Source organism: Rhodococcus sp. 5G237 (assembly GCF_053764735.1).
The window spans coordinates 277,715-294,831 of record NZ_JBSNCD010000002.1 but is presented as its reverse complement, the minus strand read 5'-3'; the positions used below and the strand labels follow the sequence as shown (position 1 = coordinate 294,831).

Annotated in this window: 14 protein-coding genes; 9 read left to right on the top strand and 5 right to left on the bottom strand. The window is 68.2% G+C overall.

The features are described 5' to 3' along the window. The first annotated feature begins 25 nt into the window (after positions 1-25). The 5 genes from ACWPOC_RS04675 (at position 26) to ACWPOC_RS04655 (ending at position 6,363) form a co-directional block, all read left to right on the top strand. Entirely contained in the window at positions 26-1,315 is a 1,290-nt protein-coding gene (locus ACWPOC_RS04675; RefSeq protein ID WP_455408091.1) for an MFS transporter, read from the top strand. Next, complete coding sequence (locus ACWPOC_RS04670) at positions 1,308-2,552, top strand: flavin reductase family protein (protein WP_145709508.1); 1,245 nt, start codon at positions 1,308-1,310, stop codon at positions 2,550-2,552. Before ACWPOC_RS04675 ends, ACWPOC_RS04670 begins: the two co-directional genes overlap by 8 nt. 112 nt (positions 2,553-2,664) lie before the next feature. Further along, a complete protein-coding gene (locus ACWPOC_RS04665; protein ID WP_225623720.1) occupies positions 2,665-4,011 on the top strand; it encodes an MFS transporter in 1,347 nt (448 codons plus the stop codon). An 80-nt stretch (positions 4,012-4,091) separates the two neighbouring features. Beyond that, positions 4,092-5,471, top strand: coding sequence for an MmgE/PrpD family protein (locus ACWPOC_RS04660; protein WP_455408090.1), 1,380 nt, complete (start codon positions 4,092-4,094; stop codon positions 5,469-5,471). A 28-nt stretch (positions 5,472-5,499) separates the two neighbouring features. Beyond that, positions 5,500-6,363, top strand: coding sequence for a fumarylacetoacetate hydrolase family protein (locus ACWPOC_RS04655; protein WP_230788221.1), 864 nt, complete (start codon positions 5,500-5,502; stop codon positions 6,361-6,363). A gap of 96 nt (positions 6,364-6,459) precedes the next feature. Here ACWPOC_RS04655 and ACWPOC_RS04650 read toward each other — a convergent pair whose 3' ends face one another. Beyond that, positions 6,460-7,824 (bottom strand): cation:dicarboxylate symporter family transporter, encoded by a 1,365-nt coding sequence (locus tag ACWPOC_RS04650; protein WP_120283942.1) that lies wholly within the window; start codon positions 7,822-7,824, stop codon positions 6,460-6,462. A gap of 261 nt (positions 7,825-8,085) precedes the next feature. On the opposite strand from ACWPOC_RS04650, the gene ACWPOC_RS04645 reads away from it, so the two are divergent. Beyond that, positions 8,086-9,633, top strand: a complete 1,548-nt coding sequence (locus tag ACWPOC_RS04645) for a sensor histidine kinase (protein ID WP_159416705.1) — start codon at positions 8,086-8,088, stop codon at positions 9,631-9,633. Further along, positions 9,630-10,322, top strand: coding sequence for a response regulator (locus ACWPOC_RS04640; RefSeq protein ID WP_120281438.1), 693 nt, complete (start codon positions 9,630-9,632; stop codon positions 10,320-10,322). Before ACWPOC_RS04645 ends, ACWPOC_RS04640 begins: the two co-directional genes overlap by 4 nt. A gap of 197 nt (positions 10,323-10,519) precedes the next feature. Here ACWPOC_RS04640 and ACWPOC_RS04635 read toward each other — a convergent pair whose 3' ends face one another. After that, positions 10,520-12,667, bottom strand: a complete 2,148-nt coding sequence (locus tag ACWPOC_RS04635) for a S9 family peptidase (protein ID WP_230788241.1) — start codon at positions 12,665-12,667, stop codon at positions 10,520-10,522. A gap of 6 nt (positions 12,668-12,673) precedes the next feature. Then, on the bottom strand, positions 12,674-13,561 hold the full coding sequence (locus tag ACWPOC_RS04630; protein ID WP_059382426.1) for a phosphoribosylaminoimidazolesuccinocarboxamide synthase: 888 nt from the start codon (positions 13,559-13,561) through the stop codon (positions 12,674-12,676). A gap of 105 nt (positions 13,562-13,666) precedes the next feature. Between ACWPOC_RS04630 and ACWPOC_RS04625 the strand changes: the two genes are divergently transcribed. Together ACWPOC_RS04625 and ACWPOC_RS04620 are read left to right on the top strand one after the other, a co-directional pair. Then, positions 13,667-15,100, top strand: coding sequence for an MDR family MFS transporter (locus ACWPOC_RS04625; RefSeq protein WP_455408089.1), 1,434 nt, complete (start codon positions 13,667-13,669; stop codon positions 15,098-15,100). 74 nt (positions 15,101-15,174) lie between these two features. Beyond that, positions 15,175-15,573: a hypothetical protein gene (locus ACWPOC_RS04620; RefSeq protein ID WP_064064571.1), complete on the top strand. Its 399-nt coding sequence runs from the start codon at positions 15,175-15,177 to the stop codon at positions 15,571-15,573. Positions 15,574-15,622: 49 nt separating this feature from the next. Here the strand turns inward: ACWPOC_RS04620 and entS are convergent, their stop codons facing one another. Continuing rightward, positions 15,623-16,873: an enterobactin transporter EntS gene (entS, locus tag ACWPOC_RS04615; protein WP_455408088.1), complete on the bottom strand. Its 1,251-nt coding sequence runs from the start codon at positions 16,871-16,873 to the stop codon at positions 15,623-15,625. Positions 16,874-16,883: 10 nt separating this feature from the next. Further along, positions 16,884-17,105 (bottom strand): phosphopantetheine-binding protein, encoded by a 222-nt coding sequence (locus ACWPOC_RS04610; protein WP_455408087.1) that lies wholly within the window; start codon positions 17,103-17,105, stop codon positions 16,884-16,886. Positions 17,106-17,117 lie beyond the last annotated feature (12 nt).

Below are 17,117 nucleotides of genomic sequence, written 5' to 3'. Positions count from 1 at the left end.
TACCGGAGGAAAGGACGCGCACACCATGTTCGAAGCGCTGCGGCACCGCGGCTTCGTGGTCTTCCTGACCGGCGCCTTCCTCACCAACACCGGTGGGTGGTTCCAATCGCTGGCCGTTCCGTTCGTGCTCTTCCAGATCACGGGTTCGGCCGCGTGGGTCGGTCTCGCCACCGCGGCGCAGTTCGTTCCGATCATGGTGCTCGGCCCCTACGCGGGTGCGCTCGCCGACCGGGTCGACCGGCGGTTGCTCGTGTTGTGGATGCAGCTGATGCGTTCCCTGGTGGCCCTGGCCATCTGCGTGTGCTGGCTCGCCGAATGGCACTCGCCGTGGCTGCTGCTCGGCCTCGCTGCGCTCACCGGCATCGGGCAGGGCGTGTCGATGCCGAGCTGGCAGGCACTGACCAACGACTACGCGCCGCGCGCTTCGCTCGCCTCCGCCGCGTCACTGAACACGATCCAGTTCAACCTCGCGCGATCGTTCGGACCCGCAGTGGCCGGTGTCGTCCTGTACTGGTGGGGACCGGCGGTCGCATTCGCGGTCACCTTCGTCATGGTGCTCTCCGTCGTCGTGGCGCTGATCGTCGCGAAACCCGTCAACGCCCCCGCCCCCGCCGCTCGGGGCAGCAGGAAGAGCGGGCGCTTCGTCGAAGGACTGCGCTACACCCGATCCACCCCGGGGGTGCTCACCGCGGTGACCGTCGTCCTCGTAACGGGCACTCTGGGGATGCCGATCTTCCAGCACGTGATCACGTTCTCCGAGGATGTCTTCGACAGCGGTGAGCTGGGTCTGGCCGCCCTCAACCTGGGACTCGGCATCGGCACCATGGCCGGCATCCCGCTGCTGGGAGGCGCCCTGCGCCGCGTCGGCCGGTCGACCGTCGCCCTCGTCGCCTTCATCGGCTTCGGAATCACGCTGGCACTATTCGCCATCGCCCCGACGACGGTCACGGCCACCGCCGCCACCGTCGGCGTGGGCGTCTTCTTCCTCCTCTCCCTCACCATCGGGCAGAGCACCGTGCAGGTGCTCGTCACCGACCACATCCGGGGACGGGTGCTGTCGGTCAGCGTGATGGTCTACACCGGTTCGGTGGCCCTCGGCGCTGCTCTGCAGGGCGCGGCCGCCGACCTGATCGGCCTGCGGTCCACCGTCGGGCTCGCCGCGCTGCTGCTGGTCGTCGCGGCGGTGGTCCTGCGTTTCGGACCGCGCGGCCTGCGACTGTCCCGTCTCGACGATCCCGCCGAGATCGTCCCCGTTCCGTCCACGCCGGTCCCCGAAAGGACGCCGGTCGCCGAAAGGACTACGTCAGATGTCTGAAGCAACCACGCTCGCCGACCTTCCGGTCGCCGCGCCGATCGACCCCCAGCACATGCGGCACGTCCTGGGCAGCTACCCCACCGGCGTCGCCATCGTCACCGGACGCGCAGCCGACGGCACGCCGCTCGGCATGGTGGTCGGGACGTTCAACTCGGTGTCGATGGACCCACCGTTGGTGTCGTTCATGCCGATGAAGTCGTCGTACACCTTCGCCGCACTGCGCGAGTCGCGTACCTTCTGCGTCAACATCATGGCCGCCGACCAGGAACACGTGTGTGGGGCGTTCATGCGGCGGGAGAACAAGTTCGAGGGCGTCGACTGGCACGAGTCCCCCACCGGTGCACCGATTCTCGAGGGAACGACGGCGTGGATCGAATGCGAGTGGTCGGACGTGCTCGACGCCGGTGACCACTACTTCGTCCTCGGCGCGGTGCGGGAACTAGCGACCGAGCGGAACTGCCTGCCGCTGTTGTTCTTCCAGCGGGGCTACGGCCGGTTCACGCCGGGATCGTTGATGGCCTCGGACTACCGCTCCCTCGCCGCCGCCATCCGCACGGCGGAGTGCGGACGTCAGGAAATGGAGCTCCTCGCCACCGAACTCGGCGTGGAGGTCAGCCTACTCGCCCCGCTCGGTGACGAATTCGCTTTCGTGGCAACGGCGAGCGCCGACGGTGCAAGTCACTCGACGATGCCCGGCACCCGTCTGCCGTTCGTCCCGCCGCTCGGTTCCCTCATGGTCGGCCACCGCGGCGCCCCGTCGAGCGAGGACTGGCTCGACCGCGTGCCGCGCCGGTCGCCGGAGATCCGAGAGGCGGCGGAGCTCCAGCTGCAACGCGTCCAGGAACGCGGATGGTCGGTGACCCTCTCGGGCGAGGTCGACACCCACACGCTCGACGAACTCGTCGATGCCTTCAGCACGCCGGACCGTACGCCGGAGCACGAACAGAGACTCATCGACGCCCTGCAGCGGATGTCCGCGCACCACGAACCGGCGGAGATCGATCCCGTGGCGACGTACACGCCGCTCCAGCTCTCCGTGCCCGTCCACGACCCGGAGGGTAATGTCGTCATGGTCCTGCGCTTGTCGAGGCTTCCCGAGAGCACTTCGGGCGCAGACATACTCGATTACATCCATCGAATCGAGCAGTCGGCGGCGGTCGTCGAGATCGCCCTGCGGCAGCCGACGGGATCCCGTTGCGGCACACCGGCCGACGATGCCACCCAGTGGCACCGGTGACTGTGATCACAACGGACCCCCACTGCACTATGTGACTGCCGCCACCTGGCGTGGTGTCGTCTCAGCTCGGAGCTTCGCTCCTCGAGCGCGACCAAAGTGAAGGAACCTAACGATGGATGTGTTGGCTGACATCAGGGCGTCGAAGATGACTCCCCTGCAGATCCGTGCGATCGCCATAGCACTCGCATTGATCATTCTCGACGGATTCGAGATCGCGGTGATGTCGTTCGCCGCGAAGCCGATGTCGGACGAATGGGGCGTCAGCTCCGGCACCCTCGGAATCGTTCTCAGCGGCAGCCTCTTCGGCATGGCCGCCGGCGCGATCCTGTTCAGCCCGTTCGGTGACCGCTACGGGCGTCGCACGCTGACCATCGTGTCGATGAGCATGGTCGTGGTGGGCATGGTGCTCGCGGTGATCAGCCCCAACGTCGCCACGATGATCGTCGCCCGTGTGATCACCGGGCTCGGTATCGGTGCCATGTCGCAGCTCAACGCGTACGTCTCCGAGTTCGCCTCGGAGAAGCGCCGCGGCACCGTCGTCGGCATCTATGCCACCGGCTTCCCCATCGGTGCCGCTCTCGCCGGTGTCGTGGCCGGCCTGTTCGATCCCGCCGACTGGAAGAACCTGTTCGTCGTCGGCACCGTGCTGAGCGTGGTGTTGCTCGTCCTCGCGTGGGCCGCACTGCCCGAGTCGATCGACTTCCTCGTCGCACGCCGTCCGAAGAACGCCCTCGAACGCATCAACTCGATGCTCGGCAAGATGGGGCATCCGGCGCTGAAGGAACTGCCCGAGCAGACCCCCGCAGACCGTCACAACGCCCGGCTCGGCGCCATCTTCACCGGCACCACCGGCATCAAGACGCTCGCCCTGTGGCTCGCCTACGCCTGCCTGATGGCCGCCTACTACTTCGCGAACTCGTGGATCCCCAAGCTGGTCGCCGAATCCACCGGCGACGTGCAGAGCGGCACCACGGTCGGCACCGTCCTCAACCTCGGCGGCATCATCGGCAGCCTCCTGTTCGCGGCCGCCGCGTTCCGGTGGATCCCCCGCAACATCCTCATGACCACCCTCGGTCTCGGCGCCATCGGTTACGCCGTCTACGGCGCGGCCTTCGGAGTCGGATGGCTCGCGATCACCCTCGGCATCTTCCTCGGCATCGTCGCGGTCGGCTCGGTCGCCGGCTTCTACGCCGTGGGCCCGACGGTCTACCCCGCCTCGCTGCGCGGCACCGGTGTCGGCTGGATGGTCGGCGTCGGCCGCCTGGTCTCGATCGTCTCCCCGATCGGCACCGGTTTCCTGCTCGAGAGCGGCTGGACCGCGGGCAACCTCTTCTACCTGATGGCGGTCCCGCTGGCGGTCGGCACGATCTGCATCGTCACTCTGGGCCGGATCCAGCAACGTGAGGAGTCCGCGAGCGACGGGCCCGTCGCTGCGCCGAACGATCTGGTCTCCAAGTAGGGATCCCCCACGAGTGAGCGGGGCCGTCGGCATGCGCCGCGGCACCGCTCGCTCGCAGAGACATCAGGAGATCCTCCACCATGAATCTCGCACGCACCCTGGCGTCCCATGCCATCGAAGCGACCCCGGATGCCGCCTTCGAGTCTCCGCACGATCGGTACCTTCTCGATCGGGTCGTGGACACGCTGGGCTGCATGATCGCCGGCACACGAGTCGATTCGACCCGCCGGGCCGCAGCACTCGTCACCCGGAACTCCGCACCCGGCCGGTCCTCCGTCGCGCTCGAGGAAGGAAAGGTCGGGCCTGCCTCGGCGGCCTACGCCAATGCACTTCTTGCCCGGGCCTACGACTTCGGCCCCCTGACCCCCTTCGACGGGGCGTCACCGATCTGGTCCCATATCTCGGAGACGACCGTACCCGTGGCCGTCGCCCTGGCCGAGGACTGCGGCGCTTCGGCACGGACGATGCTCGAAGCCCTCATCGTGGCCGACGACGTGGCAGCACGGATCAGCAGAGCACTCGAATTCGTCCCCGGGACCGGATGGGACAACCCCGGGCTCATCAACCGGTTCGCCTCGGCCGTCGTCGCCGCGCGGCTGTGGAACCTGAGTGCGGACGAACTGGTGCGAGCATGGGGACTGGTGCTCCAGCAGGTGTCGGGAACCTTCCAGGCCATCGACGAGCACAGTGATGCGTTCACCTTCGTGCAAGGACTCGCCGCTCGCGACGGTATCGAGGCCGCCGATCTGGTCCGGCACGGTTATGCAGGTGGCGACGGTGCGCTGGACGGCCGCTTCGGCCTGTTCCGCACATACGGCACAGGATTCCCCGACGAGTCCTCGGTGACGGCCGGTCTCGGTGAGGTGTACTTCGGGGACCGGATCGTCAAGCCTTATCCGGGTTGTCGATTCACACACGGTCCGATCGACGTCGCCAGGAATCTCCGCGAGGTCGCCGATCCGGGCACCGTACGGGAGATCACCCTCACCGTCCATCCGCACCACATCGGCTCGCCCCTGGACCTCCCGGTGGAGGACGCGGAGGTGTCCCGGCCGGCGGCCCTGTTCGGCTTCCAGTTCCAGACTGCGAACGCGTTGGTGCGAGGACGGCCGGTGCCCGCCCACTTCGACGACCCGTTCCGCAACGACCCGGAGGTTCTCCGGCTCGCGCACCTCGTCCGTCTCCGACCGGCAGCCGAGTCATCGTTCCCCTTGACCGCGGCGCATCTCGAGATACGGGCGGACGACGGACGGACCCACGCGGACCGTATCGACCATCCGTGGGGTGACCCTCGTGGCGTGCCCGCCGGGCGCGCCGACGTCGACGCCAAGTTCGTGGCGAACTTGCGACATGCAGGTCTCGGGGAATCCGCCGACGCCTCGCTGTCCCGAGTGCGCGCGATCCTGGCCTCGAATGATCGAATCGACCTGTCCGCACTGTTCGGGCCCGGCGCCCCGTAACGCCCTCCAGTCCCTCGAGGAGAAATCCATGCGCATCGCCAACCTCGACAACCGTGCCGTCCTCGTCGTCGGTGACTCCGGCAACGAGCAGGCCGTCGACATCGCTACCGCGTCCGCCGGCCGGTTCGGACCCGAGCTCGCCTCGATCTACGAGTCGTGGGACGAGGTGCGGGCGTGGGCGGCGGACGCAGACGTCACCGACAACGCTTCGATCGACCGTGCCCGGCTCGGTGCCCCCTCCCCTGCGCCCCGCCAGGTCTTCGCGGTCGGGTTGAACTACGACGACCACGCCGCCGAATCGGGCTTCGAGGCCCCCACACATCTGCCCCCGGTGTTCACCAAGTACGTCTCGGCGTTCACCGGCCCCGACTCCGAGGTCACGATTCCGGACGGCGGCAACGTCGACTGGGAGATCGAACTCGTCGCCGTCATCGGTCGGGAGGCACGCAACGTCGACGCAGCAGACGCCTGGTCGTACGTCGCGGGCCTGACGGCGGGGCAGGACATCTCCGAACGCGTCGCCCAGATGCGCGGACCGGCGCCCCAGTTCGGTCTCGCCAAGTCGTATCCCGGCTTCGCTCCGCAGGGTCCGTGGCTCGTCACCCCCGACGAGTTCGCCGACCCGGACGATCTCGAACTCGGGTGCGCGATCGACGGCGAGGAGGTCCAGAAGGGCCGCACGCGGGAGATGATCTTCTCCGTGCCCGCGCTGGTCGCCGAGCTGTCGCGCAACGTCACCCTGTACCCGGGCGACGTGATCTTCACCGGCACACCCGCCGGTGTGGGCATGGGCCGCGACCCGCAGCGCTACCTGCGCGCCGGTGAGCGACTCGACAGCTGGATCGAAGGCATCGGCGAACTGCACCAGCGTTTCGTCGCCGCCGGCGCGTAGATCTGCTGTCGCCGCCGGCTCCTGGTTGCTACAGAAATGGCTGTCCGCTACGGAAATTTTCCGTAGCGGACAGCCATTGTCGTAGCGGATGCCGGATCAGACGGAGACCTTCTCCAGCGTCGCCGGTTCGCGCTCGGGAGCGGGCTCGTGATCGTCGATCATCATGCTCTCGTCGAACGGCAACCGTCCGCTGAGCACCTCGTCGACGCGTTCACGGTCCACCGACCGGGTCCAGGTGCCGATGAGCAGGGTCGCGATGGCATTGCCGGAGAAGTTGGTGACGGCTCGCGCCTCGGACATGAACCGGTCGACACCGACGATCAGGCCGACGCCGTCGAGCAGGTCGGGACGGTGGCTCTGCAGACCACCGGCCAGCGTCGCCAGACCTGCACCGGTGACGCCGGCCGCACCCTTCGAGGCAACGATCATGAACAGCAGGAGCGAGAGCTGCTCGCCCATGTTCAGCGGGCTGCCCATCGCGTCGGAGACGAACAGAGCGGCCATCGTCAGGTAGATCGCGGTGCCGTCCAGGTTGAACGAGTAGCCGGTGGGCACGACCACGCCGACGGTGGTGCGCTGGACACCGAGGTGCTCCATCTTGGCGATCAGGCGCGGCAGCGCGGACTCCGACGACGACGTCGCGAAGATGAGCAGATACTCGCGGGCGAGGTACTTCACGAGCTTGAACACCGAGACACCGGCGACGGCCCGCAGCAGCGATCCGAGGACGCCGAAGACGAACACGGCGCACGTGAGGTAGAAGGCGATCATCAGCACACCGAGCTGCAGGACCGCGCTCAGTCCGGTCTGACCGACGACGTTGGCGATGGCGCCGAACGCACCGATCGGGGCGAGCCACAGGATCATCGTCAGGATGCGGAAGACGAGCTTCTGCAGATGGGCGATACCGCGGAGGATCGGTTCACCCGACTTGCCGATGCCCTGGATCGCGAAGCCGACGAGCAGCGCCACGAACAGGGTCTGCAGGACACTGCCTGCGGTCAGCGCGGAGAGCAGGGAGGTCGGGATGATCGACGCGATGAAGTCGACGGTGCCGCCGGCCGCGTGCGCCTTCTCGGCGAGTTCGGCACCCGAACCGGCGTTGGCCGGGTCGAGGGTCAGGCCCGAGCCCGGGTCGAGCAGGTTGCCCACACCGAGGCCGATCGCGAGTGCCACGGTCGACATGCCCACGAAGTAGATCAGCGCGAGTCCGCCGATCCGGCCGACACTCGCCGCGGCCCGGACCGACCCGATGCCGAGCACGATGGTGCAGAAGATCACCGGGCTGATCATCATCTTGATCAGGTCGACGAACATGGTGCCGAGGACACCGAGCGACTTGCCCGTCTCCGGGGCCAGCCATCCGACGGCGATACCGGCGACGACAGCGATGATGACGCCGATGTACAGCCAGTGGGTACGGTCGCGGCGTTTCTCGCCACGCACTGTTGTGGTGCTCATGGAGTGCCCTTCGATCATGCGCGGGCTCGTCGCGCGATGTTCACGGATAACGGGATGCGGTGACGCACCGGCGAGGACTCGGGAATCGACCGTGGTTCGGTCGGGTACTACGGGACCCTGGTAGGGCCTTTCCGCGCCCGGGCGGTGACCGGCATCACGTCCACACAGGGAAATGGTGGTGGTCCGCTCACTGCGGGAGAAGTTTGTGTACATAGTGTTCACGGGAGGTGACCGGTGAACCGTCGCGAGGCGAGACCGCCGATGAGCGTGGCGGGCCAGCTGCTCATCCTCCAACTGGTGGTGTTCACGGTGGTAGCGATCGTGGCGGGCGCGCTCATCGTCGTCGACGAACGCCGCGACGCCGACGAGGCCACGCGCCGCACCGTGACGGATATCGCAGTGACCGCCGCGCTCTTCCCGGAGGTCTCGGACGGATTGGTCTCTCCTGATCCGACGGCAGCGCTCCAACCCCGCGCCGAACAGATCCGTGAGGCGACCGGGGTGGACTTCGTCGTCGTCGTGGACCCCGAGGGTATCCGTGTGACACACCCGGTCCCGGAGCAGATCGGACTCCCCTACACGGGTCACACCGACGAGGCCCGCTCGGGCACGCCGTTCACCGAGACGTACACCGGCAGCCTGGGCCCGTCGATACGCACCATCGCCCCCGTCTACGACGACGGCACGCTCGTCGGGTTCGTGTCGGTCGGGGTGACGCGGGAAAGGATCGCCGAGAACTTCGTGCGGAGCCTGCCGGGCATCCTCGGCCTGGTGGCGGCCGGGCTCGTGGTCACCGCGGCGGGTGGCTACCTCATCTCCCGGCGGCTCCGCCGGCAGACCCTCGGCCTCAATCCCGACCAGCTGCGGCGCATGTACGAACACCACGACGCCGTCCTGCACTCGATCGGTGAGGGACTACTGGTGTTCGGCACCGCAGACGGTTCCCCCCGCGTCGACATCGTCAACGACGAGGCCCGCCGGCTGCTCGGGCTGGAGCCCGTCGGCGCGGTGGAGTTCGACGGTCTGCCCGCGACGGTGCGCGAACTCGCCGTCGCCGACGAGGCACGCGACGAGGTGCATCTGACCCGGGACCGGGTCCTGGTGGTGAACAGCGATGCGGTGCTGTGGAAGCGGCGACGCATCGGCACGGTCGTCACTCTTCGCGACCACACCGAACTACGCGGTGTCCTGGGTGAACTCGACTCGGTCCGCGGGTTCGCCGAGTCACTGCGTGCGCAGGCACACGAGTCGGCGAACCGCCTGCACACCATCATCACGATGGTCGAACTCGGCCGGCCGGAGGAGGCGGTCGCCTTCGCGACGCAGGAACTGGCGGTGTCCCAGCACCTGATCGACAGGTTGACCGGCGCCGTCCACGAACCGGCGCTGTCGGCCCTGCTGCTCGGCAAGATCGACGAGGCCGCCGAACGCGGTGTGGAACTGACCGTCACCGACGACACGGAACTCGGTCCGGTTCCGATCCCGGCGCGCGATATCGTCACTCTCGTCGGGAATCTCATCGACAACGCCATCGACGCCTCCCATGCGTCGGACGATCCATGGGTGGAGGTTACTGTGCGCCAGGAGGATTCGTCGATGATCGTCGAGGTCGCCGACAGCGGACCGGGGATGTCGCCGGAAGTGCTGGCCCGGGCCATGCAGCGCGGGTACTCCACCAAGTCCGAGCAGCGCGGTCTCGGACTCGCGCTCGTCGCCCAGGTCGTCGCGCGCCACGGTGGCACCCTGCGCACCGAACCATCGCTGGGATCGATGATCGTCGCCGAGATCCCCGTCGGGGGCACATCGTGATCCGGGTGCTCATCGTCGAGGACGAGCCGCTCATCGCCGAAGCCCACCGCGAATACGTCGGCAGGGTGGACGGATTCGAGGTGGTGGGCGTCGCGCACACGGGCAGCGACGCCGTGCGGGCGGTCGCGTCGGCGGCGCGGGCAGGAACGCCGGTGGATCTGGTGCTGCTCGACATCGGGCTCCCCGACACGAACGGCCTCGAGGTCGCCGCGCGCCTGAGCGCCGGTCGCCCGAGCCCCGACATCATCGCCGTCACGTCGAACCGCGATCTGGAGGTCGTGCGGACGGCGGTCGCGCGGGGCGTCGTGTTGTACCTGCTCAAGCCGTTCACCTTCGCGGCGCTGCAGGACAAGCTCGAACAGTACGTGGCCTACCGCTCGGCGTTGCGCGACGCCGAGACTGCGGCAGGTCAGCACGACATCGACCGCGCCATGGCGGCGCTGCGCACGAGCAGTTCCCGTCCGTCGACCCCCAAGGGCATCTCCCCCGACACGCTGTCGAAGATCACCGATTTCCTCCACGACGCCGACGGCCCCCGCACCGCCGCGGAAGTCGGCTCGGCCGTGGGGGTCTCACGCGTCACCGCGTGGCGTTATCTCGAACGACTCGCCGACGACGGAGCCGCGACCCGCCTCACCGAGTACGGCCGCGCCGGCCGGCCGCAGGTCCGGTACGAACTGCGCAGGTGAGCGGTCGTGCATCCGCTACGAGTTCGACCATCCGCTACGGCAATTGCTGCGGTGAACAGCGAAAACGCGAGCGGATACGAGTAGCTCACGGCAGGTAGTGCTTGCGGACCGTGTTCACGGGTGCGGACGGTGCGGGTCGCCGGATCGACCGCACCGGTCACCTCCCCTGTTCCACCGACGTGGCCTCGAGGTGCAGGCTACTGCGCGGAAGCCTCCGCGCGGTAGGCGCCGGACGTTTCGAGCACCCACGCGAACTCGAACGCGACCTCGCGCCACTTCTCGTAGCGACCCGACACACCGCCGTGCCCCGCGCTCATCTCCGTCTTGAGCAGCAGGGGGGCATCGCCGGTCTTCGTCGCGCGCAGCTCGGCGACCCATTTGGCGGGTTCGACGTACAGCACGCGGGTGTCGTTGATGCTGGTGATCGCGAGGATCGCCGGGTAGTCCTTGGCCTCGACGTTCTCGTAGGGGCTGTACGAGCGCATGTACTCGTACACCTCGGGGTTCTCGAGCGGGTTGCCCCACTCGTCCCATTCGATCACCGTGAGCGGCAGGGACGGATCGAGGATCGAGGTGAGCGGGTCGACGAACGGGACGTTCGCGAGGATGCCCGCGAACAGCTCGGGTGCGATGTTCGCGACCGCACCCATGAGCAGACCACCGGCACTGCCTCCGTCGGCGACCAGCTTCTCCGGACTCGTGACGCCGGTGTCGATCAGGTGCCGCGCGCACGCCACGAAGTCGGTGAAGGTGTTCTTCTTCGTCAGCGACTTGCCGTTCTCGTACCAGTGCCGGCCCATCTCGCCACCACCGCGCACGTGAGCGACCGCGAAGACCATGCCCCGGTCGAGCAGCGACAGGCGTGCGACGGAGAAGGCCGGGTCGATGCTGGCCTCGTACGAGCCGTAGCCGTACAGCAGCGTGGGGGCGTTGTCGGGGGTGCCCTTGCGCGCGACGATCGACAGCGGGATCTTCGTGCCGTCCTCGGCGGTCGCCCACTCGCGGCGCTGCTCGTAGAGCGTCGGGTCGAAGTCGCCGAGCACCGGCTGCGACTTGAGCAGCTTCAGCTCGCCGGTGCTCACGGTGTAGTCGTATACCCGGCTCGGCGTGATGAACGACGTGTAGCCCAGACGCAGTGTGGGCTGGGTCCATTCGGGGTTCGCGCCCGGTCCGACGGCGAAGAGTTCCTCGTCGAACTCGAGTTCGGTGAGCGTGCCGTAGCCCTCGTCGGTCAACGGCCACACCGCGAGTCGGGTGAGGGCCTCGCGGCGGTAGCCGAGCACGAGGTGTCCCTCGAACGCGTCGACGTCCTCGAGGCGCACGTCGTGGCGGTGCTCGATCAGGGTGCGCAGCGCGGACGGGTCGTCGACGGGAGCCTCGGCGAGAACGAAGTTCTCGGCCTTCTCCCCCGTCTCGGGGTCGACGTCGTTGTGCAGGATCAGGAAGCGGTCCTCACCGGCGATCACGGCGTGCTCGGCACCGTACTCGACACCTTCGCGGCGCGGCAGGATCACGCGGAATTCGCCTGTAGGGTTCTCGGATTCGAGCACCCACCCCTCGGTGGTGATCTTCGAGCCGACCCAGATCATGAGGTACTTCTCGCTGCGGGTCGAACCGATCGACACCCAGTACCGCTCGTCGGGTTCGTGGAAGACCTTCACGTCCTCGTCGACGGAGGTGCCGAGCTTGTGCCGCCAGACGGTGTCGGGCCGCCACGACTCGTCGACCGTCTGGTAGAAGACATGGCTGTGGTCGAGCGCCCACGTCGCTCCCGGTGCGGTGCCGGGGATCTCGTCCGCCCGCATCTCACCGGTGGTGAGGTCCTTGATGCGCAGGGTGTAGCGCTCGTCGCCCACGACGTCGGTCGAGTACGCGAGCAGCGTGCCGTCGTGGCTGATCGAGAACGCCCCGAGCGAGAAGAACTCGTGCCCTTCGGCCTCGACGTTGCCGTCGAGGAGCACCTGTTCGCCGGGGAGTTCGACGCCCGGCGTGACGTTGGGCGGTGTCCAGTCGTCGGCGTCGGCGATCGGGCACCGGCACTGGATCGCGTACTGCTTGCCCTCGACGGTGCGGGCGTAGTACCACCAGTCGCCCATCCGGGTGGGGACCGACATGTCGGTCTCCTGGGTGCGCGACCTGATCTCCTCGAAGATCGCCTCACGCAGCGGAGCGAGATGCTCCGTCTGCGCCTCGGTGTACGAGTTCTCCGCTTCCAGGTACGCGACGACCTCGGGGTCGTTCTTGTCGCGCAGCCATTCGTAGTCGTCGACGAAGGTGTGCCCGTGGTGGGTGCGCTCGAACGGCACCTTCTTCGCGACCGGCGGAGTGATCTTCGAGGAGGTCATATGCGGTCAGCCGATCCAATCGTCGAAGGACATTCCCGAAATACGTTCGTACGCCTCGATGTAGCGGGCACGCGTCTTGTCGACGACGTGCTGCGGCAGCGGCGGTGGCGGGGTGTCGGAGGCGCGGTCCCAGCCCGATTCGGGTCCGGTGAGCCAGTTCCGGACGATCTGCTTGTCGAAGCTGGGCTGCACCTTGCCCTCCTCGTACTCGTTCGCGTCCCAGTAGCGGGACGAATCCGGAGTGAGGACCTCGTCGGCGAGCACCAGATTGCCGGCCTTGTCGAGACCGAACTCGAACTTGGTGTCGGCGAGCAGGATGCCGCGTTCGGAGGCGTACATCGCGGCGCGGTCGTAGATGTCGAGCGTGTCCTGGCGCAGTTTCATCGCCAGGTTGAGCCCGACCTTCTCGACGACGTCGTCGAACGAGATGTTCTCGTCGTGGTCGCCGAGCGCGGCCTTGCTGGCCGGGGTGAAGATCGGCTCGGGCAGCCTGCTGGCCTCGACGAGGCCCTCGGGCAGGGCGACACCGCAGACGGATCCCGTGGCCTGGTAGTCGAGCAGGCCGGAGCCGGTGAGGAAACCGCGGGCGACGCACTCGACGGGCACCATCTCGAGGCGCTTGACCACGAGTGCGCGGCCGAGGACCTCCTCGGGGATACGCTCGTCGTCGGGTTCTCCCGCGAGATGGTTGTTGGTGGCGTCGAGCAGCTTGAAGAAGAACACGCTCATCGCAGTGAGGACCCGTCCCTTGTCGGGGATCGGGGTCTCGAGCACGTGATCGTAGGCCGAGATCCGGTCACTGGCGACGAGGAGCAGGTGCTCGTCGTCGATCACGTACAGATCACGCACCTTGCCGCCGGCGAGGTGTTGGTAGGACTCGAGTGAAGGACGCACGCTGACACCCTAGTGCTCATCGAGTGGGCGTACCGCAACCCGTGGCGGATATCCCACTCGGTCACAGCACGACGGAGCAGCGACGCGAGCGAGAACAGGAGTGGCATGGCCGCATCGTCGCGGGTGGACGTCGGGTTCAGTTCCGAGCGGGGCCCGATCCTCATCGCTCTGATGCTCGCCACCGCCCTCGTGGCGCTCGAGAGCACGATCCTGGCCACCGCGGTCCCGACGATCGTCGCCGACCTGGGTGGCTTCACGCAGTTCCCGTGGTTGTTCTCCGCCTACCTGCTCACGCAGGCGGTGCTCGTCCCGGTCTACGGCAAGCTCTCCGACGTCTTCGGCCGCACTCCGCTGCTGTTGTTCGGGATCGGGGTGTTCGCGGCGGGCTCGGTGCTGTGCGCGCTGGCGTGGAGCATGCCGGCGCTGATCGCGTTCCGCGCAGTGCAGGGACTCGGCGCCGGTGCGGTGCTGCCGATGGCGCAGACGATCGCCGGGGACATCTACACGGTCGCCGAGCGAGCCAAGGCGCAGGGTTATCTGGCCAGCGTGTGGGGCATGTCGGCGGTGGTCGGCCCGGCCGTGGGAGGCATCTTCGCCGACTTCCTGTCGTGGCGGTGGATCTTCTGGGTCAACCTGCCGTTGTGCGCCCTCGCGGCGTGGGTGCTCGTCCGAAACTTCCGCGAGGAGAAACCGGCCGGACCACGACCGCGGGTGGACTGGGCCGGCGCGGCGACCCTCGCGGCGGGCGCCGCCTTGTTGATCCTCGGCCTGCTCGAGGGCGGCCAGTCGTGGACGTGGACGTCGGCGGCGAGCATCGGCATCTTCGGCGCGGGCGCGACGCTGATCGCGGTGTTCGTGTGGATCGAGTCCCGCGCGGCCGAGCCGATCCTGCCCATCCGCCTGTTCACCCGGCGGGTGCTCGTCACCACCAGCGCGGTGTCGTGCCTGGTGGGTGCGGTCGTGCTGGGGCTGACCTCGTATGTTCCGTCGTTCGTGCAGGGCGCGCTGGGGACCTCGGCGCTCGTCGCGGGTTTCACGCTGGCGACGATGACGATCGGCTGGCCGATCGCCGCGGCGCAGTCGGGCCGGTTCTACCTGCGGATCGGTTTCCGCAACACCGGCCTGGTGGGTGCGGTGCCGCTGCTCTGCGGCGCGGCACTGCTGACGCAGGTCGGGAAGGATTCGGCTCCCTGGCAGGTCGCGGTCTGCTGCGTGCTCGTCGGTCTCGGGATGGGGTTGATCGCCAGCCCGTCGCTGATCGCTGCGCAGTCGAGCGTCGAGTGGTCCGAGCGGGGTGTCGTCACGGGGGCGAACGCCTTCGCCCGCGCGATCGGCAGCGCGGTCGGAGTGGCGGTGTTCGGTGCGCTCGCCAACGCGGCCCTCGGTGGTGCAGTGGCGGACGAGACCACCACGGGGGCTCCCGACGCGGCGCAGTTGGCCGCGTCCGTGGCGCCGGTGTTCGTCGCCGTTCTGGTCTGTGCCGTCCTGCTGGTGTCGTGCGTGTGCCTGATCCCGAACCGTCCGGTGGCGACCGGGTAGGCGACACGCCGCGTGCCTATACCGTTACCTACGCGCTGTTTCGTATTCGCGCGAGATCGGGCACCATCTCTGCGGTGAGAACGACAAGCGGCGGCAAGGACACCATCGACGACGTGACGTACTTCCCCGTCGGGGCTGCGGAGCATGCTCTGCAGCGACTGGCACACGCCACGGCGATGCAGGACACGACGGATTACGAGTCGCTGCGCTCTGCCATGGATGCGGAGTACTTCTGGCGCGGTGTCGCCGAGACCTTCCGGATCGCCGACGAGGCGTTCCGGATCGTGTCGTCCGCGACCCGCGACCGGCAGGACATCTCCGCGCACGTCATGGCACGCGCTGCCGACTGGGTGGGCACCATCGAGCTCGCCACCGAGGGATCCCGGTTGTACGGCGCGCTCGTCGCCTACACCCAGGGCGTCAGCGAAGGGTATTCGGCCGTGGAGGCGTGGGCGCGCGACGGACGGGCATGACACGAAGGTGGGGCCGGGTTCACCCGGCCCCACCTCGTCGACCCGCAGGTCAGCCCACAGCTTCGAGGTCGCCCGCGTCCTCGAACCGCCGCAGCGTCGGGGTCGCGACGAACATGATCGCAATGATCGCCACACCGGCCACGCCGTAGACGGTCAGGGCCATCGAGATCGGCACCAGCGAGGCCACGACGCCCGCCGCAACCGCACCGACGGAGGCACCGGCCGTCACCTGCGCACCCCACACGGCCGCGATCCGTCCGCGGTACTCGTCGGAGGTGTTGCGCTGGACGGTCGCGTACCGCACGACGTCCGCGAGCGAGTCGCCGAAACCGTGCGCGGCGAGGCCGAGCAGCACGACAGCGAGGACACCGGTCGCGCCGGCGCCCACCAGACCCGCGGCGGAGACCGCCATGAGCAGGTAGACCACCAGCCCGTAGCGTCGGATCGAGCCGGTCCAGCCGCTGGTCAGCGAGCCGACCACCGCACCGACGGCGGGCGCGGTGTAGAGCAGGCCCACCACCGACGGTCCGACGCCGAGCACCTCGTCGGCGAACTCGGGGATGAGCACGGCCCAGCCGGACAGCAGCATCGCCAGGAATCCGACGATCAGCACCTGCCCCACCACGCGGTTGTGCGCTGCGTACCGGAAGCCCGACACCACCGATGTCAACGGTGATTCCTCCGCGACGTGTGTCGGAGGCAGCGACGGCAGGCGAGTGATGCAGAAGGTGGTGATCGCCGTGGTGAACGCCGCGAGCGCGTAGGCCACGCCCACACCACCGCCGGCGATGACGACACCACCGAGCGCCGGGCCGATCATGGAGCCCAGATCGGCGGTCAGCGCCATCAGTGCACCGGCCGCGGCGAGTTTGTCGCGCGGGATCAAGCTCGGGGTGACGGCCATCAGTGCGGTCGACGAGATCCCGCCCGCAATGCCGTCGACGACGGCGAGCACGTAGATCGCCCACATCTGCGGTTCGGGCAGGAACGCGTTGATCGCCAGCAGCGCGAAGGCGACGCCCGCGGTGCCGCGCGCGAGGGCGATGACGTTCCGCCGGTCGTACCGGTCGGCGAGCACCCCACCCGCGAAGGTGGCCCCGAAGGTGGTCACACCGATCACCGCGGAGACCGCGGCGACCTGCGCCGTCGAGCCGGTGAGCTGGTACACCTGCACGGGCACGGCCACGATGAGGAAACCGAGACCGAACAGCGACACGACGCGTGCGGTGAACAGGTACCGGAACTCGCGGCTGGTCCGCAGCGGGTCGAGGTCGATGAAGAGCTTCTCGAAGACGGCCACGATCACCCGCTCATCCGCGGGTGAGCAGCGCGATCCACTGCTCGAGGTCGGGGGCCGAGGCGAGGTCCACGAAGTCGACCTCGATGCCGGCGCTGCGCCACTGTTCCACGAGGGCCATCAGCCGGACGGAGTCGAGTCCCTGGTCGACGAGGCTCGCCGAGGGGTCGAGTTCGTCGACGTCGATGTCCAGGATCCGGGCGGTGTCGGCAAGGACGGTAGTGCGATCGAGCATGGTGTTCTCCTT